Origin of the sequence: Janibacter sp. FSL W8-0316, assembly GCF_038004165.1 — a bacterium.
Classification (GTDB): Bacteria; Actinomycetota; Actinomycetes; order Actinomycetales; family Dermatophilaceae; genus Janibacter; species Janibacter indicus.
On sequence record NZ_JBBOQX010000002.1, the window covers coordinates 18063 to 40795 of the forward strand.

Here is a 22733-nt window from a genome sequence, read left to right on the forward strand (position 1 = left end):
CGGCGGCGGCCTGGACCAGATGGGTTCAGACCGCCATCACCGAGTAGCGCGCACGTCGCGGGACTTGCGCACCGAACGTCACCCGCTCACTGCACCCGGCCTGGCCCGTCACACGCACAGAATCGAGCGACGGCCCCGAGCACATCGTGCCCAAGGCCGTCGCTCAGATCTTCGCCTATGCGGTCTCTCGCGCGATCTGGTTGCCCAGCGATTCGCTCGCGGTCACGTGAGCAGCTCGCCGGTTCGGGTGTCGACGAGACCGCGCTCGTCGTCGACCAGGCGCAGTCCCACCTCGGCTTCCGGCTCGGGCGCCGGGCCGGCGGTGGCTTCCTCTCGTTCCTGTCGCTGCTGCGCGTGGGCGTGGCGTTGGGTGATCTCCTCTACGTCGGCGGTGAAGTGCTGGGCGCGTGCTTGGCGGGATCCGTCGCCGATGTGGCGCGTGTACGGTCCACGCGCGGGCCAGTCCTGGTGCTTCTCCCCGCAGTTGCTTGCCGCTGCGCGTCGACCCATCCGGTCCAGGAACGCCGGCAGGGCGTACCGGTGCCACTCCTCCATGCCGTCGCTCGTGGCGGCCGCCCCGGCTCGGCGGCGCAGGTCGGCGAGCACCGCGATCTCGCGCACGAGGGCGGGGTGTTGCGGCCAGCACTCGGGGATGAGGTCCTCGGGGCGCCACCCGTACTCGTGGTTGATCCACACCACGACGCGGTCGAGCCACTCCCACATCTGCTGACGCAGCCGTGGGTTGACCACGCTGCTGGGGTCCCACGGGCGGGCCAACGTCTGGGGGTCGCCCAGCGCCTTCTTCTCCGCATCGGTGCCGTAGGCGAGCGTGTCGAGCTCCTTGAAGGCCTGTCGCAGCATCCCGGTGGGCTTGGGGAAGGAGATCACGAGCATGGTCACACCTCATATGGGTCGAAGGAGTACGGGCTGTCGTCGGAGGTAGGCGGTGCTGCCCCGGCGTCCCGTCCCGTGAGCCCATCGCGGCGGGCGGCGGCGACGGCTGCCACGGCCCGGGCACGTGGAGAGATGCCGTTGGCCCGCTCCGTGGCCAGCACCCCGCGCAGATCGTCCTGGTCGGCCAACAGTCGGGCGCCGGGCCTGCCGGCGATGCACGGACGCACCTTGGCGATGATCGGCTTGGCGTTCTCCGCGAGGATGAGCACTGTCCCCTCGTCGAGCTCGCGGATCTCTGAGCCGGTCATGACGGCGATGTCGTCGCCTTGGGTGCTGCGCCCGGCCATGGTGCCGCTCTGCCAGGAGTGGCGTGCGACGCGCACGTCGCCCATCAGGTCGGAGAGTTCTTGGTTGAACCGCACGTCTTTGGACCCACCGAAGACGACGAGGTTGTTGGTCAGGCCGATCATGGATCGGGCCTCGTCCTCGCCGAACAGGCGCGTCAGCTGGGCACGGGTCTGTGCGGCCCACTGGATCGAGATCCCCAAAGCTCGTTCGTTGGCCATCCGCGTCTGCAGCGTCGGCAGCGGCGCCGTCGACGGCAGCTCGTCGAGGCTGGCCAGGATCGGGGGGCACAGCCGGCCCCATGGCGATTGGGCGGCCAGTTCCAAGGCGGTGTCCAGCACATACTCGGCGACAGCAGTCATCAGCGGCGACGCCGACGCGTAGGGGTCCTCGCGTCCCAGGAGGTACACCGTGCCCCCTTGCTCGATCAGCTGAGCGATGTCGGTGGCTGGCCGGCCGGGACCGGGCACGCACCGCCGGCGGATCTTCTCCTGAAAGAACAGGGACATTGCCTGGTGCACGGTGGCGGTCGTGTTGCCGGCGGCACGCGGGTCCCCGCGCAGAGCCCCCTCGAGCAGGCCAGCCCAGTGGGGGGCGGCGTACTCGTGGTTGCGCAGGATGTCCGTGGGGCGGCTCGTGCCCAACGGGTTGGCCACCCACTCCAGGACCTCGTCGAGGTCGGCACCGGTCAGCGCGGCGGCGTGCAGGTAGCACTGCAGCACCTTCGCCGCCTCGTTGGCGTAGAAGCGGGCGGCGTCGTCGCTCTGCCCACTCTGGGCTCCGCCCTTGATCGTCCCGGCCGTCCACGCCTTCGCGCGACGTTCGGCGACCTGCGGGTCGACACACCCGTCGATTGGGTCGAAGACCATCTCGGGCATCCCCTTGGTCAGCCCGAACGGGTCGAGAACGACGCACGGTCCGCGGCGTGAGCGTGCCGTCCAGCTGAGCAGCATGTCCTGTGGCTTCGTCAGCGTCACCAATGCTGCGCCGGGAGCCTGCAGCAGCGCCGGGATCAAGCACCCAAGGGTCTTGCCGGACCCCTGGGGCCCGATGACCCCCGTGGTCCGCTCCCACCGAACCCACAGGTCCCCTGCGCCTCGAGGCCACTTCGACGTCCCGATCTGCCAGCCCACCTCACAGGGCTCGATCCGTTGGAAAACATTCATCGCTGCACCCCCTTCTTCCCATACAGGTCGGGTCGGATCACCTTCGCGTCCTCGCGCAACCGTCGGCGCCCCAGGACCTCCCGCGCTTGCGCGACGCTGGCCGTGCCCGCGATCGCGCCCGGCCCCCGCCGGGTCCACCACATCACGGCCGCCCAGATCGCGACCGTCACCCACACGAGCTGCCCGATGACAACGAACGTCAGCAGAAGCCCTTCCCCCGCGTGCCCGATCGGCGCCGCGGCCAGCCCCGCCGTGGCGTCGCCACGCAGGACCGCGAGGGTGCTGCCGAGCAGGTCTCGGGCGGGCGGCCACGTCCACCCCCCGCCCACGACCCAGTTCGCCGCCGCACGGCTGACGTGGATCATGAGCAGGACCGCCAGCAGGACGCCCATCAAGGCGACCACGGCCGGCTCCCACGTCCATGGGTACGGGGTGTGTCGTCGTTCACGCTGCATCGCGATGTCCCTTCCTCTACTTGGCCTTGACGTTGCCCACGCGCCAGATCTCGAAGATCGGCTTCGTGGAGGTGCCGGCGTAGGAGAACCGGCCGACTCCCTCAGCGCGGCTACGTGCGTCGATCGTCGACTTCCTGTTGGGGTCCAGGACCATCGCCACGTGCCCGATCCGCTCTGGCCCCAGGTAGCTGTTCCAGAACAGCAGGTCGCCGGGACGCTCGTCCCCGGGCTTGATGCGCTTGCCGTTGCCCTGCGCAAGCCAGTCCCGCTGCCCCTGCGCGGTGCGCGGCATGTCGATGCCGACCTCGCTGTACGCACGGGAGGTCAGTCCGGAGCAGTCCCACTGGTCGGGCCCGTTGCCGCCCATGACATACGTCTCCCCGTCCTGCTCCAGCGCGAAGGCCACGACCTTCTTCACTCGAGGGTTGGTCAGCGCCGGCACCTGCGGGTTGCCGTCCTCGCCGCCCGCGCCCGGGTCGCAGTCCGAGGGATCGCCCACGACGTTGCCGCCGCCGTAGGCAGCCGCGTAGAACAGGACGTCCTGACCGTATGGGCGGGAGCGGTTGTAGGCGAAGAGCGCGTCGACCACGCCGTCAGGACCGCGGGTGGCGCCCTCGTGGACAAGGTACTTCGCTGCGCTCATGATGCTGTCGGCCGGGTTGTTGATGTCCGCTCGGCCGTCACCGTCGCCGTCAGTTCCCATCCCGCCGGCCCAGGTGGCGGGCATGAACTGCATGTGCCCCTGAGCGCCGGCGCTGGAGACCGCGGTGTTGCGGCCGTGGTTGGTCTCGGCCATCCCGACACCGGCGAGCAGGGTCCACGGCAGCCCGTACTTCTTGGCCGCCTTCATGTACAGCGTCTTGATCTCGGCCGGGATCGGCTGGGGCGGGTTGTGCAGTGAGTCCTGCCGCTGCCCGGTGGGCTTGGGCAGGTCGAAGCCCATTCCCCCTTCGCCCTCCTGCGAGGTGGCGTCCTGACCCGACGGGGCCTCGCCGTCCTCGGGACGGCGCAGGGTCTCCTTGCCGTTCAGGGGCGCGCCGTGCTCGGCCATCCAATTCTTGGGGTCGACGGCGGTGCCATCGACGTGGATCTCGAAGTGCAGGTGGACGCCCGTGGACTGACCCGTGGTGCCCTCGACCCCGATTTGGGTGCCGGCAGCGACCTTTTGTCCCTGCTTGACCTTGATGCTGGCCAGGTGGGCGTACCTGCTGGTCACGCCACCGGAGTGCTTGATGTCGACGACATTGCCGTAGCCACCCATCACCCCGGCGAAAGCGACCTCGCCGTCGCCCACGGCGACGATGGTCCCTGTGCCGCCGGCGCCGTTCATGTCCTGCCCGCTGTGGGTGCGCCATTCCTGGTGGATGGGGTGGAACTCGCGGCCGAACCCGCGATCGTTGACCACGTACGGCCCAGCGATCGGTGGCTGCCACGACCCCGTGGCGGCCACCGCGCCGGTGCACTCGACCTCGTCGATGCTCTCCGCAGCTGGCGCCACGATCACCGCAGCCACGGCGGCGATCGAGCACAGGGCAGCCGTGATGGCCACGACCAGGGCGAACGCGCCCCACGCTATGGCCTTCATCAGCCGGCCTCCGCGACGGGCTGCGTCCAGGTCAGCTGCCGCTCGATGGGGTGCAAGAGCGTGGAGACCTGGTGGATCCGGTCACCGATCGACCACACGGCCCGCCCCTTGTCCTGCATGGCCCAGCCCGTGATCAGGTCCTTGGCCACCGGACCCAGCCCCAGCATCTCGTCGAGCTCGCCGGCCACAGACGGCTTCTGCCCGTGGAGGATCTTCACATCCGCCAGCTCGAGGAGGTCCTTGGCGATCATCGCCGCCTGCGAGCCCTGGTCGCCGACGGAGAGCAGGTCGCTGGGCTTGTGCATGACGGCGAACTGGATGTCGCCCCCCTCATCACCCTTGCCGCGGGAGAACCGCAGATCCGCGTCGAACGACTTGATGGCGTCGACCCCCAGCCGGAACTGCCGCCAGGCCTCGTCCCGGATCACGATGCGCACGTCCTCGCGCGCCGCGAGCTCGCGCATCCCGCGACCCCACGAGTTGACGCAGGTCAGGGCGATGCCGACGGCCTCGTCGCCTAGCGCGTCCAGCCGCGACAGACTCAAGGACTGGATCGGGGCGTTCCAGTCGATCTCCACGGTGGTCTCGGTGTCGAACAGCCCGGACAGGCGGCCCTTGACCAGTTGCAGCAACGCATTGCGCAGCAGTCGCGTACCGTCCATGAACTCCTGCTGGGTGGCGTACCTGCAGGTGTTGACCAGAGCCGCGCTCGGCTCGTCGAGAGCGGCCCACAGGTGCGGGATCGTCGTCACGCGCAGCTGCGTGGCTCCCTCGCTCCATCCGGTGAGGTCCTCGAGCGCTGCCTGGCAGACGGCCTGCTCGTTGGGGCCGAAGGGGACTGGCGCGCCGCCGACGCGCTGGCTGCCAACGAGGCCGCCCAGCAGGGTGAGCCAGCGCCCGAACACGACCTGGGCACGCTTGTGCGCCTCGGCCCGAGACAGGTCTGCCCACCCGTTGACCAGGGGCCCGAAGTCGAGGGGGTTGATCCTCGCGGCCAAGCCGGGGCCGATCGCGATGGGCTCGACCCCCAGGAAGCGGCACAGTCGCTCGTACTCGTCCTTGGGGTCTCCGGGCACGAACGTCTTGTAGTGCCGGAAGCACAGCATCCGCAGCGCGAACGCTTTGGTGGTCCCGGACTTGCCGACGCCCGGCTTTCCCATAGAGAAGATGTTGTGGTTGGTCACCGGGATGTTGTCGTCGCGGACCCACCCGACCGGGTCGGCGTAGAACTTGCCCCCCGACTGGGCGTCCATGCCCATCAGCGCTCCGGTCGGAGGAAGACCCGGCCCGGCCAGCCACGGCCACACGACGGCGGCCTGGTCGCTGGTCATGCGGTAACTGGCCACCGGAGGCTTCATGCTCGCGGCCCACCCTGCGCCGCGCCGCGGACTGCCCCGGCCCAAGGCGCTGCGGAAGAGGCGAGGGTCCTTCTCCTTCGTCGGCGGGCCAGGCTTCGTCGGCAGCTCGTGTCCGAAGTCCTGCAGCAGGCCGGTGACGTCACGACCTGTCCCGCGCCTGATCACAGCGTCCCCTTGCGCGCGAGGTTCAGCCCCAGAGGGACCACTGAGGCGCAGAACGCGACGTCGTGCGAGACATCCAGTCGCAGCGGAGCGAACCCGGCCCGCCGCACCGAGGTTTCCAACCGTCGACCCGCGTCGGCCGCCGACTTCGTCTTCGGGACTGTGATCGTCACGATCGCGTGGGGTGCGGTCAGGCTGTTGCCCTGGGCCTGCTTCACGTCGAGGTCGCGGGTGCGCTGAGCGGCCTGCCTGTCCTTGGCGCGCGAGGTGCGCTTGAGCTTCTCGTTCAAGGCGTCACTGACGTCGGCCATGCTCTCCGACCGGCTGATCTCGCGGTCGGCCTGCTTCAGGGTCTTGATGGGCCAGACCACGGCCAGCGACCGCCGCTCCTCCGGTTCGCTCGGCGTGAGCACCGGAAGGAGTGCACCCATTGCCGCGCCACGGTCAGGAAGCTGCAGCGTCACGCTCACCGAGTGCCAGGCGTCGTGCGCGTAGTGCCGCACAGCCGTCTCAGCGGTCGAGGGGCCGGCGTGTGCCCACGGCACCTCCGCGTTCACCCGCGGATTGCGGGCACGCTCGGCTAGGGCGTCGACGATCCCCGCTCGATCACCGGGGGCGAATCCGGTACGTGTGGCGGCCGCAAGCTCTGGGCTCGTCATCCACGTCACCTGCTCCATGCCCACGCCTCCCATCAAGGCGCCCGTCAGCTCTCCGGCCACGTCGCTGAGGACACGGCCGCGGCCCGAGAGCCCGCGACCGGCCTCTCGCGCGTGCCTGGCCAGCACCGGCTCCTCGACGACCGCTGTCACAAAGGCCTCTTGGCGCACGGACACCCCCGTCAGTGCTTCTTCGAGGTCACCGACGATGCGGGCGGCGCCGGCCGGCGCGGAGGGAGACCCGTTCTCCCGCACCCACTGGGCTCGCTCCGCGCCGTCGTCCGGGATGGTGCGCACGATCGCGATGACCTCCGAGACCATCTCGCCCACCGCCATCTGGTCGATCAAGCTGGTCAGACCGCGGGCCTTGCCGAGGCGCTCGTCCCGGTCGCGCAGTTGAATTCCGGGATGGGACACGCTGGCCGAGATGGCCCAGGTCCGCGTCACGTGGTCCTGGATCAAGGCCATGCGGCGCATCTGCGCCCCCGTCGGTGCTCCCTCGTGGATCTCGATCGACGTCAACGCACCCGGCAGGTCCGCGTCGGGCTGCCCCCCGCGGCCGGTGGCAGCGCGGGACCGCCACACCGACAGCCCCGTCACGGAGCACACCGCGTGACTGACCAAGGCACCCAGCCACCCGATCGCGGAGCGGCCGCGCACGGGCAGCAGCAGCAGGACGCCCATGATCACCCACGCCAGGATCAGTAGGGCGACCGCGGCCCACGCCTTGCGCGAGAAGGCGGTCGCGACCGCCAGCATGCACAGAAGCATTACCACCCACTGGGGGATCGTCATACCCAGCATCCAGCCGCGCCGGGCCGGGACGTACTCGTTGTAGACGCTCATCTCTGCTCAGTTCCTCTCGTCGATTCCGCGATTCACACGACTGGTGGCGGGGTGGCGCCGCCGGCAGCGCCACCCGCTCCCCCCGCGCCGGCGCCGCCGGCACCTCCCGCGCCAGCACCTCCCGGCGGCGTGGGGGTTCCCCCGCCCTGCCCGTCGTTCTGGCCGCTCGAGGGCGCACCCGGTGGCGTCGGCGCCGGCGGCGTGGGGGTTCCCCCGCCCTGCCCGTCGTTCTGGCCGCTCGAGGGCGCACCCGGTGGCGTCGGCGCCGGCGGGGTGGGAGTTCCCCCGCCCTGCCCGTCACTCTGGCTGTCGCTCTGCGTCGAGGAGCTGGAGGGGTCCTGGGCTGGCCCGGTGGGCGTCGGGTCCTCGTCGTGCGGGTCGCCGTGCTTGCCGCCACTGGCGGCTTGCTTGTCGCCGCCGCGCCCGGCGCCGCGGCTTCCTCCAAAGTCGGGGACGTACTGGCCGTGGCCCACGCCCATCTGATTGGTCATGTCGGCCCCGAGGGATGCCGCCTTGGTTCCCATTCCTGCGGCGGCTCCGATGGCCTTGCCGACCGCAGAGCCCAGCGGACCGAGCTTGCCCATGGCCCCGGCCATCCTGTTCGCCGAGTCGCCCTGTCCGTTGGCCTCGGCCTGCGACCGACCTTGACCGTCGACGCTCGACGCTGCCCCACTGCCCTTGCCCGCACCGCCACCTGCCCCCAGCAGCCCGCCGATTCCTCCCGCGGCGGCCAGGCCGGCACGCATCGAAGCCCCGGAGTTGGTGTTGGGGTCGGTGAAGGCCAGGAGCTTGTACAGGGCCAGGGGCGCGAAGGCCGCGATCAAGACCAGCAGCACGCTGGGCACCGCGGTCCCGACGGCCCGCTGGATCCCGTCCTCCTGCCCGGTGGCCACTCCCGCGGTGAAGGAGACCCCAAGCCCGAGCAGAAGCGCCATGATCACCGGCGTGAACGCGGCCGCGTGGAACCACCTGAAGGTCTTCCAGAACCACGACTTACCCAAGTCGCTGCCGAGCCCGCCTGCGCTGATCGCGCTCGTGCTCACCAGCACCATGAGGGACCCGGATCGGGCAATCATGACCATGATGTGCCCGAATGCCGCGATGATCAGCACGATCCCCAGCACGCCCATGACGGTGGCCACCGACCCCTCGGTGACGTCCTGCGCATCCAGCTTTGTGCCCAAGGGCTCGAACTCCGACCACGAGTCAACGTGGAGGAGCTGGCTGAGGATGGCTGCGGTGATCCCCTGCACGGCAGCGATGACGACTAGGGCGTAGGCGTTGAAGGCTGCCCACACACCGACGAACTGGGCGTATCCGATGGCGACCCGCGCCAAGCCCTGGCCGTTGCGCTGGAAGGCCGAGACGGCCAGCTGCACCGAGGACATCGCGACGAACAGGGTCATCCCGAGCCAGAGCGAGAGCTCGTAGACGGGACGACCGGGGCCGTCCTCGCGTAGGTCGGGGGTCATGAACTGGTCGATGATGTGGAGCGCCAGCCGCAGCAGCCAGCTGCCGCAGTTCCAGATCGCGAGCATGATGGCCGTCCACCCGTCGGCCACGACCTTGCCCGCGGCCGACCCCAACGGCGTGAAGGGGTTCCACGAGGGGAACGGCACGGGCAGCACGGCAGGTGCCTGCTCGACGAGGTTGAGGGTCAGCATCATGGCGCGCTCAGCTCTCGTCCGGGCTGACCCACGTGCGCCACCCGGCCTCGATGGCCTTGGTGGTCCCGGGCCAGGTCGACGGTGCGATGGCCGGCTGCTGGCCGGGGGCGATCTTCCACGCGTTCGAGTGGTTATCCCACTGCATCCGTTCGCAGTGTCCCCACCCGGTCTTGGCCTCCTGCTCGACGACCGCCGTGACGTCGAAGAGGACGCAGGCCAGGACCCACTCGTCGCCGTCGTGGCCCTTGACCTGGGCGGCCACCGGGGTGACGGTCATGGTGGAGGTCGAGCCCGCGTCCTGCCCGCTGATACCGGCCGACTCCAGGAAGGCGCGCACGTTCTCGGTCAGCCTCCACTGCCCCGCCTCAGGCGCTCCGGGCAGCGCCCACTGCTCGTGCACGGTGTTGGCGTGCGGGATCGACATCCCTTCCATGACCACTCGGGAGATCGCGGCCAGCTGGCCGACAGCGCCGTGCGGAGTCTGGGGGAACCCGGTCGGCACATCGGCCGGCCCCACCTTCGTCGCGGCCGGGATCGTCATGGTCTCGGCTGGCGTCGAGGCGACGTCACCCTCACGGGCGTCGACCGGGTCGACCTGGAGCATCGGCTCGGCGGCGATGCGATCGCGCGCCTGCTGCCCGTGCACCTGCGACGGCGCGGGCCGCGTCGCCTCCGCGTGCTTGCCGGTCCCACCGGTGGCTCGCACGATCCAGAACACCAGCCCCGCGATCAGGAGCACGGCGAGCACGGCGAGCACGGCGAGGACGACGCGCAGTTTCTCCACGCTCCACGGCTGTGGCTGCTCGGCCATCACACGCACCCGCTGCCGAGGATCCCGTCGAGGATTCCCGGCCCGATCAGGTAGCCGATGGCGGCGACGAAGATTCCAGCCAGGCCGACCAGCGCTCCCTTGGCCGCGTGGCTCATGCGGAAGAAGATGCCGCCCACGATGCAGCCGATCAGGACGAAGACGCTGATGGCAAACATGGCGATCACGCCCCACAGGACGTATCCGGTCAGCTGATCGACAGGCGCCTGCGCACCGGGGGGTGCGACCGGGCAAACCGCCGCGACGTTGCTGTAGGCGTTGACGGTGACGCTCTTGATGACGCTCATGAGGAGATGCCTTCCTTCGTGGTTGACCCGGCACCGATGAGCCGGGAGATCTGATGTGCTGCGTTCAGCAGCGATCGCGGCAGTGGAGAGCCGCTCAGGCCGCGCTCGGCCAGGTCCTTCTCGTGCGGGACGTCGATCCACGTCCCCCGGTCCAGGTGGGTCGTCGTCCGCGGCCCCAGGGCCGCGCGCACGTGAGCGGGCAGCCGCTTGGACCCCAGGGACCGCACGGCCACGACCGTCGTGGCCGAGGCCGGCAGGGCCGCCAGGGTGTTCTCCAGGCGCCGCAGGCTCGGCACGCTGGCCGTGGCCGCGACGACGATCGCCGGCGCGTGCTGCACCTGCTGGGCGAGCCACCCGCCGGTCGCGGTCAGCTGCTCCAGCTGCCACCCGACATCGAGCACGTCCCATCCGGGGGCCTCGACGACCACTGGGGTGGGGACCGCGTCGGGTCCGGCGATCACTCGGGTCGCGCGGCTGAGTGCCACCTGCTCGCGGGTCCCGTTGCACCAGCCGCTCGCGTCGGTGCCCAGCTCGGCCGTGGCGGCTTCGGCCAGCCCGGTCGCACTCATCGAGCAGCACTCCACGACGCGTGCCGGCGCCAAGATGCTCGCAACGGCCACGGCCAATGACGTCGCCCCGCTGGATCCGCTCGCGGCCAGCACGGGTAGGACCTCACGCGTCGTCGCCCACGTAGTTGTCTCGAGCGGGCGAGCGATCCCTGCCGGCACTTCCCCAGGTGCCGGCGCCGGCGCGCGGTCCGCGCGGAACCGGCCGGCGGCCAGCGCCTCGACGGCCGCCTGGAGCTCTTCGACGCGGGGCAGGTGCTCAGTGGTGGTGCCGCTCATCGCTTCTCCCCCGCCGCTGGCTTGGACAGCACCCCGCGCAGCTGGACCGGGTCCTCGATCTGCGCGAGCAGGGCCTTGGCCTGCTGGACCTGCTGCAGCCGGGTCACCCCGCCGACGATCTGTGCGACGACGTCGGCCTCGGTCATGGTCAATCGCACCAGCTCGTCGACGTCCATCTGGCCGGGCGAGGCCGCCGCGGTGGTCTGGTCGATGGCGCGCAGGCGCCTGCTGCTCGGATTCATCACGCGCTCCGACCCATGGAGCGCTCGTTGTACGCGCGCAGCTTGGTGATGGCTGCATGAGTGCGGCGTCTCACCGATCGGGGCGAGCCCCCGCGGCGCTGGGCCACTGCGACGCTGACCGCCTCGGACATCAGTCCTCCGCGTCTGCCTGGCCGGCCCGACGACACCTCGTCGGCGCGCTCTGCCACCTCCAGCAGCAGCTGCGCGTCCACGGTCGAGATCTCGCCGGCGTTGATCGCGGCGTCGAACAAGTCACGCAGCTCGACCTCGGCCGGCAGGGTCGGCGACGGGGCGCCCAGGAGCATCCCGGTCTTGTCCTCGCTGCCGGCCCCGATCAGGATCGAGCGTCGGCGGGTCTTGTCGCTGCGCTCGTGCATGCCCAGCTCGCGGCGGATGCATCGCTCAGCGTTGCGCAGCACCGTCGCGGCGCAGTTGGTCGGTCGCGACGGGCCGATCTTCAAGGTGCGCGCCTGGATCCACACCTGCCCGGCGACGAGTTGGTCGACCTCTTCGCGCAGCTCGGGCAGCTCGCGCTGCAGCCGCCCTGCCATGTGGCCAGCGCCCGGCAGCAGCAGCCACACCAGCGTCGCTGTCGCCGCCGCCTCGTTGCCGCCGTCCGGCATGCCGAGCTCCGCCAGCGCGAGCAGGAGCTCGTTGCTTCCCGCCGGCCCCAACCGGCGCGTCGCACCTTTCAGGTCCGCGAGGTCGTCGATGCTGCGCAGCACGGCATGGCGCTCCTGCCACGCGGGCCAGCGCATCCTCGCCACTTCGAGCAGTCCCGCGTCTGGCTCGTCCAGGCCCAGCAGTGTGGCCACGCTCATCTCGCTCTCCTTCCGTCTGGACACGGAAGAAATCTCGGACGAGGTCGTTGCCGGATTCGTACCTACTGGCGGCAGGAACGCTCTAGGTACGAGCCCGTACCTAGGCCCGTACACCCCCTCTGACCTGCGGAAACGCCAGGTTCCCAAAGTTCCTGAAGAAGTTTTGCCGCTCCCCCTTGCGGGCAGCGGTCACGCGCCGGCAGGCACGCCGAAGGGGGTCTGACACGTGGTGTCAGACCCCCTTACCGGCTGGTTCGTTGGCGCCGGCGAGCCTCAGCTGGCCCGTCGCCGGCGGTTGCCCCACTGCCGGTCCTCGACGACCTGGCGGGTCCGGTCGGACAGATCCACAGGGCCCTCCCCGTCGACGTCGGAGGCGTTGCAGACCTCGTCGAGCACGATCGTCTCTGCCTCCGCGCGCTCCCCTTCCGCCTCGGTGACGCGGGCCATGTCCAGGCGAGGGATGTCCTCGTACGGTGCTGCTCGCAGAGCAGTCATCGTGGCCAGGCGTGCGTTGTGCAGGTCCCCCGCGCGCAGGCATGCGGTCGTTGCCAGGTGGGCCGTGTCCACGATGGTCAGGGTGAGCACCTCGTCGATCCGCTCGCCCTCGCTCAGCCACGACCAGCCCCCGGGTCGCAGCTGGCTGAAGGGCACGCCCTGCACCAGGCGCAGCGCCTGCAGGAGGTCGTCGACCCCAGCGGCCCCTCTGGCCTGGGCGCGCAGCCGCAGCCGACGGAACAAGTCGGCGTCGACGAGCACGTCGACCAGCTCGTAGGCCTTGCTGCCTCGCGCTGATGCCTTCGGTCCTGTGCCAGCGCTCGGCAGGTGCTTCGCGCCTGTTCCAGGGTGGGTGCCCAGCCAGTCGCGCACGGTGTTGATGGACCTGCGCACGGTGCCCTCGGCAATACCGAAGGCCTCCTGGACCTCAGCATTGGTCGCGCCGTGCTCCCGCAGCGCGAGGTAGGCCACGACCTCGGTCGAGTACCCCACTCGCTCGGTCAGATGGACGCCTCCGACCGTGCGCACCTTCACCGGCCCGAGGAAGGTGACGCGGGGCCGCGCGCAGGACGGGGACCACCACTCGGCCAGGTCCTCGTCAAGGGTCGGGTCGGCGTCGATGATCTCGTCGGCGGTGTCGGCGTCGACCTGCGGGGAGAGGGTCGCGAGGTCTTCGACGGTGGTCGCCCCCACCTCGAGGTATTCCTCGTCCTCTCCTTCGAGGAGCGAGACCGTCGCGTGCTCGTCGTCGGCCGGGCTTTCGCGCGGCAGGGTGTGTTCCTCGCGGATGGCTCCCGCGGCGTCGCTCCACTCCTGCCACGGCTGGCTCGGGTCCTCGATGACCGGGATGGGTGCATCGTCGTGTCGGCGGTACTCGCTGGCCAGCTGCGCGCACGCGCGAGCCTCGTCCTCGCTCAGACCGACGCCGTCGATCTCCAGTCCGGCGTGCGGGATGTGCACCCGGGCATGCTCGTCGACGTGCAGCACGAGCGCGTCGTCGTTGCCGCCTGCCGGGTTGATCTGGATCAGCCCAGTCCCGCTGCGACCGCCGGCGGCGCGCAGGGTCTGCTCCAGCTGACTCAAAGCCTCGCTGCCCTGCCCGCCATCGACCACCAGCGCGCGGGCGGGCCACAGGTCCTCGCCGCGTCGGCGCGCACGCAGTGTGGCGACCTCCGCGTCGAAGTCGTCGGCGCGGTCGACGCACTCGATGGCTTCCAACAGGATCTGCGCCGTTGCCTGCTCGTCCCAGCCGTCGTAGGTGACGATCCGCTCCGGGGCCAGCTCCTTCAGCTCCGCCCCCACGCCCATGACGTGCACGCGAGCGTGCTGGGACCACGCGTTGACCGCGATCTCCGCGGCGACGTACCGCGCCAACGCCGCGGCACGCTGCGGGTCTCCGTTGATCACGAGCGAGAGGTCCTCGACGTTCAGCAGCCACCACGGGCGGTCGCCACGGCGCCCGATCGTCACCAGCAAAGGCCACGGCGCCTCCTGGTCGGGCACGTGCGGGCCGACGTCGTCGAGGTCGCTATCGCCCGGCAGCACCCACCGCTTCTGGTCCTCGCTACCCAGCCACGGCGAACGAGCCGGCATCGGCTCCTCGAGGTAAAGCGTGACGGCGTCGCTGCTCAGCGCCACGGCCACGACCTTGGGCAGCTCAGCGTCGGTGGACGCTGCAGCCAGGCGCCGCAAGGCCTGGTCCATCCACTCCACCGTCACGGCCGTCTCGGCGCCGACGCGGGTGATCGTGCGCTCCAGGCCCTCCAACTCGGCAGAGGGAGCGATGATCGTGCGGCCCGGGCGTCGGGCCCGCAGCGCCCGTCGCCGCCACACCCGGCGTGCCCCATACAGGCCAGCACCCAAGATCGCGCCGGCGCCGGCAACGCCGGCGATCCACGCGGTCGACGAGCTCTCCTGGCTCTGAGGTGAGGGCGCGGTCTGCGGCGCCGGCCGCTCACTCGGCGACGCCCCAGACGACGGCGCGGTGGGCGACGGCGTCGCCGTGGCCTCTTCTGACGCGCCGCCGGCGGGCGTGGACGAGGCGGCTGCTGGCGGGGCGTCCTTCGCGGCCTGGGCGGCCGAGTTGGCCGTCTCACCCGGCCGCTCCTGCCCCTGCTCGCCGCCGCCATTGTCCGAGGTCGCGGTCGGCGGGGTGGTCCGCGAGGGTGTCGACCCGGCGGCATCTGGGATGTTCAGGACCCACCCCGGTTCGATGTGGTCCGGGTCGGACACCTGGTCAGAGTTCGCGTCGACGATCCTCGGGTACTGCTCGAACGACCCGAGCTCGTCGCTGGCGATCTCGGACAACGTGTCACCCGGCTCGACCGTCACCCGTGTCGACGACCCGGTCGACGACACCCCCGAGGTGTCGGTGTTAGCCGCCGCGGGTGTCGGGATGCGCAGCGTGGTCCCGGGCGTGAGCATCCGTTCGTTGCCGCCCAGGACCTCGCGGTTGAGCTCGAGGATCTTCGTGTACTCGCGGCCGTCGCCCAGATGCTCCAGCGCCAGCGACCACAGCGAGTCCCCGGCCTTGACCGTCACCTCACTCGTCGGCGTCGCCTCCTCGTGCGGGCTCTCCGGCTGCGCCTGCTCGGCCGGCGCCTGCTGCGCGCCAACGCTCGAGGTCACCGCGGGGGCGGCCGCGGCGGTCACGTGTGTCGGAGCCGCTGACGCGGCGCCTACCGCCGGGATCGAGGTCACCAAGAGCATCGCTCCGGTGACCAAGCCTCGCGCCATCGACTGCGGTGCACCCAGACCCCGAACCCGCGGGGCGTGCACTCGGCCGCGCGCCTGGGCCGCGACCTCCAGTCCGACGCTGAGCGTCATCACCAGCCAGCACACCCAGCCCAGCACCGTGATCGCGGCCAGCGCCAGCCGTCCGTCGTCCGGTGAGGTCAGGCTCGACCACACGTCCTCCGGTGCCGGCGCGCTCGACGGCAGCGGGTTGCCCACGGCCAGCAGTGCGACCGGCAACCCGACCACGATGGCAACGATGGCCGCGGCACACACAAGGCCGGTGAGTCGCTGCTTCATTGTTCGGTCCCTTCCTGGACGGTGACCACCCGCGAGGTCGCGGACGCCGTCGCACTCAGCTCGTTGACTCCCACAATCCGCAAGAACTTGGTCTCGTACGTCGTGCGGGTGTCCACCTGGATGGAGGTGCTGTCGACCACGCGCACTTGGCCGGTGACTCGGTCATGACCCGACAGGTACTCGCGAGCGGCCGCGGCCGCCTGCTCGGGCGACGTCGACCCACCCCTGCCCTGCATCGCCGATGCGCGGTCCAGCGGCTGACCGCCGGCTCTGGCCGACTGCCTGGCCACGTCGGCGGCTTCCTGCTGAGCGACGACCCGGCCACCGAAGTCCACCGCGATCCCGACCAGCATGATCGCCACGATTCCGAACATGACCGCCCAGACACTCACCGACCCTGAGTCGCCACGGGCACGTCCCACCACTCTCACCGCTCTCGGTAGCTGTCGATCGGGCTGGAGGCCGTGCGCGAGATCTCCATCTGCCCCGGGATACCCATCATGCTCAGCGACCCCATCGAGACCACGCACGTGACCGTCGCCGTGGCTGAGGCCTTCTCCCCCAGCGCCACACCGAATTGGCTGGCGTCGACGTCGACGTCGACCGATTGGCACTCCACGTCCTGCGTCGTCAACGTCGCTGACGCCGATCGCGTGCTCGAGGCCACCGCCGCCTGCTGAGTGCGCTCGATGGATGCCGAACGCGCGGCGTCGTTGGCCGCGACCTGCACGGCCTGCTGCGCCAACGACACCCTCGCGCCGAAGACGACCAGCGCGACGAACGCCATCATCGCCGGCGCCAGGATCACCGCCTCCAGGATCATCGAGCCCCCTTCGGCAGCAACGCGCCCTCTGCGTCCGGCCTTCACGGTGTGATCCGTTCCAGCGGGACCGTCGCGCTCTGCTCCACCGACGGGTCCCATCCCGGCACCAGACTCATCGACGATCCGACCACCGTCACGCTGACACTCGTCGGTGACTGGCTCGAGGAGACCTCGACACCACGCAGCACGTCGTCGCCGCCGGCGGAGGAGACGAAATCCAACGCCGCGGCTCGACCGTCTCCCTCGGCGGCCCGCTCGAGAGACTGGGCTCGCGCCCCGTCAGCGGCGGCTCCGATCGCCACACTGCGCGCGTGGAACCACATGGCCGCCTGGACGCCGAGGAACATGATGGCCAGGAGCGCCGGAAAGAGGATCGTGGCCTCGATCGTCAACGACCCACGCTCGCCGCGCAGTCGTGACGTCCAGCCCTTTCCTCTGGTCACCTTTGTCTCCATTCAGCCGCTGATCTCGCTGGCCTTGCTCGTGACGAACGCCCGGATCGCGGTGATTACCACGGTCGCGATCGCGATGACCGCGACCGCCCACAGCACCTGCTCGACGGTCACCGACCCGCGCTCGTCACGAGCCCGCAGGACCCGGTACTGGTCCTCGACCCGGTCGGCGGCGCGCAGGCCCAGGAGATGGACGGTGGCGATGATGTGACTGAACATGATGTTTCCCCTCTGTGTTGATTTACCTTCAAGAACTCATGACCCGCAGGAGTGCGGGCGTTACCAAGATGGCCAGGAACACCATCCCGAGCATGGACATCGGCATGGTCATCCGCTCCGAGATCTCGACCGCGCGGGCCTTCTCGACGTTGAGCATCGCCGCGCGCATCCCGGCGCTGCGGGCCCGCAGGCTGCCCCAGACCTGGGCCCCGTCCTCACCGGAGAGGCGCATGATGTCGGCCAAGTCCGCCAGCTCGCTCAACCCCAGCTCCGTCGACAACTCGGCCAGCGACTCCCACGGCGTCACGCCGGACCAGCGGGTGCGGGCCAGCTCCTCGCCCAGTCGCTGGAACACCCACGAGTCGCCCACCTCCGCCGCGACCTCGAGCGCCTGCCGAGGCCCCGAGCCGGAGGCACGCTCCAACGCCACGAGGTCGATGTAGGACGCCAGCGCCCGAGAGAACTCGCGGCGAGCCTTCTTCGCGTCGTCGCGCACGTTGTAGTCGGGCAGGAAGAACCCGGCCACCGCCAAGGCAACCGACCCCAGCACCGGGAACGTCACCGGCACGTTCCATCCCAGCAGCGTCAGGAACGCCCACGCGAAGGGCCCCAAGAACAGCCCAGCGAGGGCATACGCGACTTTCTCCCCGTGGTAGCGCGCGAGCGGAATCTGCAGCAGCCGCAGCTCGCTGGTCGGGGTCGACGACCACACCGACGCCGGCGCCGTCCTCAACCCCCACTGACCCAGCCGCTCCACTCTCGTGGGCGCCGCGCTGACCTCTCTGGAGCGCGCCGACGCTGCCGCCGAAGCCGGCGAGAGCCGCTCCAGCACGTCCGACAACCGCGGGTCGCTGGGCGTCAGGTGCCACAGCAGCAGACCGCCAGCGGCGCCGATCAGTCCTCCACCGAGCAGCAGCAGCTGCAGCGCGCCCATCATCGGGCACCGGCCTTGACCAGGCTGCCGATGAATCGTGGCAGCGGGCGGCCGCGCGCCATACGCTTCATCCACACCAGCGCCGCGACGTACACGCACAGGTACAGCGCGAGCAGCACTTGACCGAGCGGGGTGCCGTACGGCTCGACGAAGTCGCCCGAGAACGTGAGGTAGATCAGCAGGCCGACGGTTCCGATGGTCACCCAGCGGGCGGTTGAGCGGGGCTTGGCGCGATCGGCCTCGATCTCGCGGCGGGCCCGCACGTCTGCCGCGACAGACTCCGCCAAGCTCTCCAGGACGCGCGCGACCCCCGCCGAGCGGCGCCGAGCCGCCAGCATCAGGTTGGCAGCGATCAGGTCGCCGGTCGCGTCGTCCAGCTCGTCCGCCAGGGCCCGTAGAGCCGCCTGCGTGGTCCACCGCGCCCGCAGACGCGCCGCCAAGCGGGTGACCTCGGGGCGGATGGCTTCCGGCGTCGACCGCACGCTCGCAATCAAGGCCTGCTCCACGCCCTGCCCCGCGGTCAAGATCCCCGACAACGCCCGGGTCCACTCCTCGAGCGCCTCGAGACGCTCGATGTCACGCCCACCCTCCGGCGACGTCATCAGCCATGGCACGACCACCACGGCGGCCGGCACCAGGACCACGGCCAGTACCCAGCCGGTCACCACCCAGACCAGCGCGCCCACGACGACCGCTGCCGCGATCAACCGTCGGGTCCGCCCGGACAGGCGCTGCCACCATGAGCGTCTGGCCACCGCCCGCGCCCGAGGACGTCGAGGCAGCACCTCGAACCCGGCGACCTCAGCGACCACGCCGAGAATCCCGGCCACGACCAGCGCGCCTGCTATCGCCATCACGATCATGACGTGCCCATCGCCGCGTAGTAGCCGTCCGCGTCGAAGCCGTACGGGATCAGCTCATCCCGCAGGTCATCGGGAATGACGCCCGGCACAAGACGCTGCGTGCCGGGGACCGTGGAGAAGATCGTCGTGCTCGACCACGTGTTCCAGCTTTCTCCGGGACCGATCGCGAGGATCTCGCTGATCCAGCGCACCCGACGCTTGCGGCCGTCGTCGTCGATGATGTCGCGCATGCTGGCCTGCACGACCACGTCCAAGCTCTCCGTCAGCGCCGAGACCGCCCAGTCGTGCGACTCGCCGGCCTCGAGCGCACAGGTGACCAGCTTGCTCATCACTCCCTGCGCGTTACGGGCGTGCGTCGTACTGATCGACCCCGCCCCGGACTGCATCGCCTTGACCATCGCGACGATCTCCCCGCCGCGCACCTCGCCGACAATCTGCCGGGAGAGGTTGAACCGGAACGAGTCGTAGAGCAGATCAGACAGAGTGATCTCTCCGGCCTGCCGACCATCCGGTCCGACCTCGCCCGACCCGGGGCGGGCCTCCCACGCGTACACGAACCGGTGCCGCGTCCGTGGCAGTTCGTCCAGGTGCAGCTCGTACTCGGTCTCGAAGGTGCCGATGGCCTCGTCCGGGTCGATCTCCGAGCACAGGGCCCGCACGAGCGTGGTCTTGCCAGCGCCCTGCTCGCCCGCTACGACCACGCTCTTGCGGGCGCGGATCAACGCTGCCAGGAACGAGGCCACCACCGGGGTCATCGACCCTCGCTCCACCAGATCCTGCAGGGACACCTCACGCAGACGGTGGCGGCGGATCACGACGCTTGGTCGGCGCGTCACCCACGCCGAGGCCGCCAACCGGGCGCCCCCGTCCAGGCGCATGTGCAGCCGCGGTTGCGCCTCGGAGAAAGGTCGCGCGTTGACCTCCGATCGGCTGGCCAGGAACACGAGGAAGTCGATGAGCTCCTCGTCGTCGTCGGCGACCGGGTCGACGTCCTCGAGGTGGCCGTCGATCCGTTCCACGGCCACCCGGTCTGCGCCGGCGATCTGAATGTTCTCCACGGTGTCGTCGTCGATCAACGGCTGCAGCCGACCCAGACCAAACAAGGCGTTGTCTAGGGCCTGAGCCAGCGCACCCTGCTCCTGCAGTGACCACGGGGCCTGACCCGAGGTCACGCGTTCCTGGCTCTCGTCGGCCAGCAACTCTTGGATGATCGCGCGGCCCCGCTCGCGCTGCTCAGCACTGGTCAACCGACCCTCATGCTCGAGCACGCTCGACAGCCGCTTGGCGGCCTGCCCGCGAAGGTCAGCCAGCAGAGTCCAGTCCACCCCGCTCGACTTCGCCGCCGGCACCGCGGCCGGCGGCACCGGCGCCATCTGCTGCGCCAGCCCGCCCGCGGCGTCGACACGGCCATTGACGCTTGCCGGCGCGAACAGCGGCAGGCTCGTGGGGTCCACACCATCGGCACTACTCATCAGGCTCCACTCCTCGTCTGCTGCAGATCCACCCGGCTGGCCGCAACCCACGAATCAATCGCGGAGCGGGTGGCGACCAGCGACCTCACCAACGCCCCTTCGTCGAAGCGCTTGCCCGCACGCGCTCCTCGCGAGAACACCTTCACCTCGTCCGGCTCCCACGCAATCCGCGCGACCACCGGCAGCCCCAAGACCTTCGACACCTCACGCGCCGAGTACGGCTCTCCCTCGCCGATCAGCAGCAACCCCAACGACCGAGCCGCGCCCGCCTCCTCCATCTCATCCTTGAGCGACTGCGCCCACGACCGCGCCGCCGACAACGACACCAAATCCGTGCGCGTGACCAGCAGCGTCATGTCGGCACCCTTGAGCAGTGGTCCCGGGCTGCCCTCCAACCCCAGCCGGCCCGCATCCACCACGACGTCCTGACCCGTGCTCTCCAAGCCCCGCAACGTCGCCGCCAACGGCCCCCACAGGGCTCGCAGCCCCCGCGCCTGCACGTGCGACCGCACCCCCGACAGCAGCTTCACGCGCGTGCCCGGCACGACCTGAACCACCTCCGCCAGCCGCGAGGCCACCGCCCCCGTCTGAGCTGCCACCGCCAGATCCACCATCGTGTCCCGAGGCGCCCACCGGCCACGCAGGACACCCGCCAGCACCGCGGACCCACCCGTCGGGTCCGCGTCCACCAGCAGCACCGGCCGCGGCCACGTGAACGCCAAACCGGTCGCGGTCGACGTCACCCCCGGTGACCCCGACGCAGACGTCAGCACGATCAACGCCATCTCAGCGCTCCCGCGAATCCAGGACGATCACGACACGCCCCGTCGCAGCCCGTGCCGCCAACGGACCAGCCTGCTCCGCCTCGACGACCACCGAGACGGTGGTCTGATCCCCTGCAACGCGCACGCCCGCAACCTCCACCTGCACCTCCGCAGGCTCACTGGGTGCCTCCGAGTCCCCGCCGCTGCCCTGTGACGACCCGCCTGCGCGGCCGTTGACGCCAGGAGCGTCGACCACCCGCACTCGATCCCCGACCTCGAGCGGCTCCCCCGGCAGCTGCGACGCCGGCAGGGTCACGCCGACAACCGACTTACCCACCCCCGGCACCGTCCCCTGCGCGATCGAGTCCTCACTGACCAGGGACCCCTTCGGCAAGTCCACCGCGGCACGGCGACCCTCCACCATCCGTCCCGCCTGCTCCGCAGGGATCGTGGCCACCGACGCGTCCAAACTCACCGCGACCGTCCGCAGATCGCCCTTCTCGATGGTCTCCCCCTTCGCCACCGACTCACGCACCGCCACCACGTCCCGTGTCGACGTCGCCGAGTTGTACCCGAGCACCGCCAGCAGCGCACCGAGCACCACCAAGCCGACGAACCCGACCAGCACCAGCGGCCGACGTCGCTGCCGACCCGACGGCAATCCCTCGACCTCTACCTGCGCCGACACAGAATCTGCTGCCTGCTCCACCTGCGACACTCGGTCCTCCTGACCCACGCTCACGCGTCCCCCGTCCTCGTGCTGTTGATGACCTGGACCTCACCGACGCGGATCGTCGACGTCGACGACAGATCACGCCCGATGACTCCCGTCTGCCCCGTCGACGCCCGCCACGTCACCGACCAGTGAGCCGTCGACGTCACCGTCCGCGTGCCCTGCGTCGTGTAGGTGTGGCCACACGTCGGCGAGTCGCCCGTCCCCATCGCCGGGGACCACTTCGTGCCGGTGCCCTCGCACTCGATCACGGTCCCGTCGCCCATGTCCCACGTGACGCCGGACAGCTTGGCCGTCATCGTCAGCGACAGGCCCGGCACACGCGCGGTGTCGGTGACCGTGCCCAGGGCGTCGGCGTTCTCTGCCCACATCCACGTCGGCACGCCCACGATCGAGATGGAGCCCGGCTCCAACGGCGTCGACCCCGGCGTCACCGTCTTCAACTTCAAATTGGCCACGGACCGCTGTGCCACCGCCACCGGATCAGGTGCCGGCACGGCCGGCTGGGGCTGAGCAGCCGGCGCGGCCTGGACCGGCGCAGCAGCAGGTGCGTCCGGGCAGGCCACCGCCGGCACCACGTCACACTGCGCCGCGTCCACCGCATCCGCGCCAGCGTCGTCCCACAACTGGCCCGGCAGAGGCCCGGCCGGCACCACAGGCCCGGCCGGCGCCGACACCGGCAGCCCCACGTCGTACTGCGCCTCCGGGCCACCGGGACGCGCCGTCTGCGACGGCTGAGGCACAGGCTGCTCCGCCGATGGCGGATCGGGCGTCGGTGTGTACGTCT

23 protein-coding genes are annotated in these 22733 nt (G+C 70.5%); all 23 read right to left on the bottom strand.

What is annotated here, in order from left to right; all coding sequences use genetic code 11:
* Positions 1–222 precede the first annotated feature (222 nt).
* The 23 genes from NYE39_RS16885 to NYE39_RS16995 all read right to left on the bottom strand — a co-directional run bounded on the left by NYE39_RS16885 (position 223) and on the right by NYE39_RS16995 (position 22689).
* Positions 223–894 (bottom strand): hypothetical protein, encoded by a 672-nt coding sequence (locus tag NYE39_RS16885; RefSeq protein WP_341013517.1) that lies wholly within the window; start codon positions 892–894, stop codon positions 223–225.
* A gap of 2 nt (positions 895–896) precedes the next feature.
* Positions 897–2405, bottom strand: a complete 1509-nt coding sequence (locus NYE39_RS16890) for a type IV secretory system conjugative DNA transfer family protein (protein WP_341013519.1) — start codon at positions 2403–2405, stop codon at positions 897–899.
* A complete protein-coding gene (locus NYE39_RS16895) occupies positions 2402–2797 on the bottom strand; it encodes a hypothetical protein (protein ID WP_341013521.1) in 396 nt (131 codons plus the stop codon). Before NYE39_RS16895 ends, NYE39_RS16890 begins: the two co-directional genes overlap by 4 nt.
* Before the next feature lie 79 nt (positions 2798–2876).
* Positions 2877–4445 (bottom strand): peptidoglycan DD-metalloendopeptidase family protein, encoded by a 1569-nt coding sequence (locus NYE39_RS16900; RefSeq protein ID WP_341013523.1) that lies wholly within the window; start codon positions 4443–4445, stop codon positions 2877–2879.
* Positions 4445–5791, bottom strand: coding sequence for an ATP-binding protein (locus tag NYE39_RS16905; protein WP_341013525.1), 1347 nt, complete (start codon positions 5789–5791; stop codon positions 4445–4447). The genes NYE39_RS16900 and NYE39_RS16905 overlap by 1 nt, the downstream gene beginning before the upstream one ends.
* Positions 5792–5964: 173 nt before the next feature.
* Complete coding sequence (locus tag NYE39_RS16910) at positions 5965–7467, bottom strand: SCO6880 family protein (RefSeq protein ID WP_341013527.1); 1503 nt, start codon at positions 7465–7467, stop codon at positions 5965–5967.
* 32 nt (positions 7468–7499) lie between these two features.
* On the bottom strand, positions 7500–9134 hold the full coding sequence (locus NYE39_RS16915) for a hypothetical protein (protein ID WP_341013529.1): 1635 nt from the start codon (positions 9132–9134) through the stop codon (positions 7500–7502).
* 7 nt (positions 9135–9141) lie between these two features.
* Positions 9142–9945 carry a hypothetical protein gene (locus NYE39_RS16920; protein ID WP_341013531.1) on the bottom strand — a complete coding sequence of 268 codons (804 nt, stop codon included), beginning with the start codon at positions 9943–9945 and terminating at the stop codon, positions 9142–9144.
* Positions 9945–10250: a hypothetical protein gene (locus NYE39_RS16925; RefSeq protein ID WP_341013533.1), complete on the bottom strand. Its 306-nt coding sequence runs from the start codon at positions 10248–10250 to the stop codon at positions 9945–9947. Before NYE39_RS16925 ends, NYE39_RS16920 begins: the two co-directional genes overlap by 1 nt.
* The gene (locus NYE39_RS16930) at positions 10247–11095 is read right to left on the bottom strand and encodes a hypothetical protein (RefSeq protein WP_341013535.1); all 849 of its coding nucleotides are present in this window, start codon (positions 11093–11095) and stop codon (positions 10247–10249) included. The genes NYE39_RS16925 and NYE39_RS16930 overlap by 4 nt, the downstream gene beginning before the upstream one ends.
* Positions 11092–11337, bottom strand: a complete 246-nt coding sequence (locus tag NYE39_RS16935) for a hypothetical protein (protein WP_341013537.1) — start codon at positions 11335–11337, stop codon at positions 11092–11094. Before NYE39_RS16935 ends, NYE39_RS16930 begins: the two co-directional genes overlap by 4 nt.
* Entirely contained in the window at positions 11337–12158 is an 822-nt protein-coding gene (locus tag NYE39_RS16940; RefSeq protein ID WP_341013539.1) for a hypothetical protein, read from the bottom strand. The genes NYE39_RS16935 and NYE39_RS16940 overlap by 1 nt, the downstream gene beginning before the upstream one ends.
* A gap of 273 nt (positions 12159–12431) precedes the next feature.
* Positions 12432–15686, bottom strand: coding sequence for a LysM peptidoglycan-binding domain-containing protein (locus NYE39_RS16945; RefSeq protein ID WP_341013541.1), 3255 nt, complete (start codon positions 15684–15686; stop codon positions 12432–12434).
* Positions 15683–16048, bottom strand: coding sequence for a pilus assembly protein (locus NYE39_RS16950; RefSeq protein WP_341013543.1), 366 nt, complete (start codon positions 16046–16048; stop codon positions 15683–15685). Before NYE39_RS16950 ends, NYE39_RS16945 begins: the two co-directional genes overlap by 4 nt.
* Positions 16049–16113: 65 nt before the next feature.
* Entirely contained in the window at positions 16114–16509 is a 396-nt protein-coding gene (locus NYE39_RS16955; protein ID WP_341013545.1) for a TadE family protein, read from the bottom strand.
* A 41-nt stretch (positions 16510–16550) separates the two neighbouring features.
* Positions 16551–16952 (bottom strand): TadE family protein, encoded by a 402-nt coding sequence (locus tag NYE39_RS16960; protein ID WP_341013548.1) that lies wholly within the window; start codon positions 16950–16952, stop codon positions 16551–16553.
* A gap of 12 nt (positions 16953–16964) precedes the next feature.
* Entirely contained in the window at positions 16965–17180 is a 216-nt protein-coding gene (locus NYE39_RS16965; RefSeq protein WP_341013550.1) for a hypothetical protein, read from the bottom strand.
* Positions 17181–17208: 28 nt separating this feature from the next.
* Entirely contained in the window at positions 17209–18114 is a 906-nt protein-coding gene (locus NYE39_RS16970; protein ID WP_341013553.1) for a type II secretion system F family protein, read from the bottom strand.
* Positions 18114–18977 (bottom strand): type II secretion system F family protein, encoded by an 864-nt coding sequence (locus tag NYE39_RS16975; protein WP_341013555.1) that lies wholly within the window; start codon positions 18975–18977, stop codon positions 18114–18116. The genes NYE39_RS16970 and NYE39_RS16975 overlap by 1 nt, the downstream gene beginning before the upstream one ends.
* Positions 18974–20449: a CpaF family protein gene (locus NYE39_RS16980; protein WP_341013557.1), complete on the bottom strand. Its 1476-nt coding sequence runs from the start codon at positions 20447–20449 to the stop codon at positions 18974–18976. The genes NYE39_RS16975 and NYE39_RS16980 overlap by 4 nt, the downstream gene beginning before the upstream one ends.
* Positions 20449–21234, bottom strand: coding sequence for a hypothetical protein (locus tag NYE39_RS16985; RefSeq protein WP_341013559.1), 786 nt, complete (start codon positions 21232–21234; stop codon positions 20449–20451). Before NYE39_RS16985 ends, NYE39_RS16980 begins: the two co-directional genes overlap by 1 nt.
* Before the next feature lies 1 nt (position 21235).
* Positions 21236–21931 carry an SAF domain-containing protein gene (locus tag NYE39_RS16990; protein ID WP_341013561.1) on the bottom strand — a complete coding sequence of 232 codons (696 nt, stop codon included), beginning with the start codon at positions 21929–21931 and terminating at the stop codon, positions 21236–21238.
* Positions 21932–21951: 20 nt separating this feature from the next.
* Positions 21952–22689, bottom strand: coding sequence for a hypothetical protein (locus NYE39_RS16995; protein WP_341013563.1), 738 nt, complete (start codon positions 22687–22689; stop codon positions 21952–21954).
* Between the last annotated feature and the right edge of the window lie 44 nt (positions 22690–22733).

Excerpts from the sequence above, each read along its gene's own strand:
- NYE39_RS16970 (WP_341013553.1), bottom strand. The coding sequence starts at position 18,114 with ATGGGCGCGCTGCAGCTGCTGCTGCTCGGTGGAGGACTGATCGGCGCC.
- NYE39_RS16945 (WP_341013541.1), bottom strand. The coding sequence starts at position 15,686 with ATGAAGCAGCGACTCACCGGCCTTGTGTGTGCCGCGGCCATCGTTGCC.
- NYE39_RS16915 (WP_341013529.1), bottom strand. The coding sequence starts at position 9,134 with ATGATGCTGACCCTCAACCTCGTCGAGCAGGCACCTGCCGTGCTGCCC.
- NYE39_RS16900 (WP_341013523.1), bottom strand. The coding sequence starts at position 4,445 with ATGAAGGCCATAGCGTGGGGCGCGTTCGCCCTGGTCGTGGCCATCACG.
- NYE39_RS16885 (WP_341013517.1), bottom strand. The coding sequence starts at position 894 with ATGCTCGTGATCTCCTTCCCCAAGCCCACCGGGATGCTGCGACAGGCC.
- NYE39_RS16920 (WP_341013531.1), bottom strand. The coding sequence starts at position 9,945 with ATGGCCGAGCAGCCACAGCCGTGGAGCGTGGAGAAACTGCGCGTCGTC.
- NYE39_RS16985 (WP_341013559.1), bottom strand. The coding sequence starts at position 21,234 with ATGGCGTTGATCGTGCTGACGTCTGCGTCGGGGTCACCGGGGGTGACG.
- NYE39_RS16975 (WP_341013555.1), bottom strand. The coding sequence starts at position 18,977 with ATGATCGTGATGGCGATAGCAGGCGCGCTGGTCGTGGCCGGGATTCTC.
- NYE39_RS16955 (WP_341013545.1), bottom strand. The coding sequence starts at position 16,509 with ATGATCCTGGAGGCGGTGATCCTGGCGCCGGCGATGATGGCGTTCGTC.
- NYE39_RS16895 (WP_341013521.1), bottom strand. The coding sequence starts at position 2,797 with ATGGGCGTCCTGCTGGCGGTCCTGCTCATGATCCACGTCAGCCGTGCG.
- NYE39_RS16965 (WP_341013550.1), bottom strand. The coding sequence starts at position 17,180 with ATGTTCAGTCACATCATCGCCACCGTCCATCTCCTGGGCCTGCGCGCC.
- NYE39_RS16940 (WP_341013539.1), bottom strand. The coding sequence starts at position 12,158 with ATGAGCGTGGCCACACTGCTGGGCCTGGACGAGCCAGACGCGGGACTG.
- NYE39_RS16935 (WP_341013537.1), bottom strand. The coding sequence starts at position 11,337 with ATGAATCCGAGCAGCAGGCGCCTGCGCGCCATCGACCAGACCACCGCG.
- NYE39_RS16930 (WP_341013535.1), bottom strand. The coding sequence starts at position 11,095 with ATGAGCGGCACCACCACTGAGCACCTGCCCCGCGTCGAAGAGCTCCAG.
- NYE39_RS16925 (WP_341013533.1), bottom strand. The coding sequence starts at position 10,250 with ATGAGCGTCATCAAGAGCGTCACCGTCAACGCCTACAGCAACGTCGCG.
- NYE39_RS16910 (WP_341013527.1), bottom strand. The coding sequence starts at position 7,467 with ATGAGCGTCTACAACGAGTACGTCCCGGCCCGGCGCGGCTGGATGCTG.
- NYE39_RS16890 (WP_341013519.1), bottom strand. The coding sequence starts at position 2,405 with ATGAATGTTTTCCAACGGATCGAGCCCTGTGAGGTGGGCTGGCAGATC.
- NYE39_RS16980 (WP_341013557.1), bottom strand. The coding sequence starts at position 20,449 with ATGAGTAGTGCCGATGGTGTGGACCCCACGAGCCTGCCGCTGTTCGCG.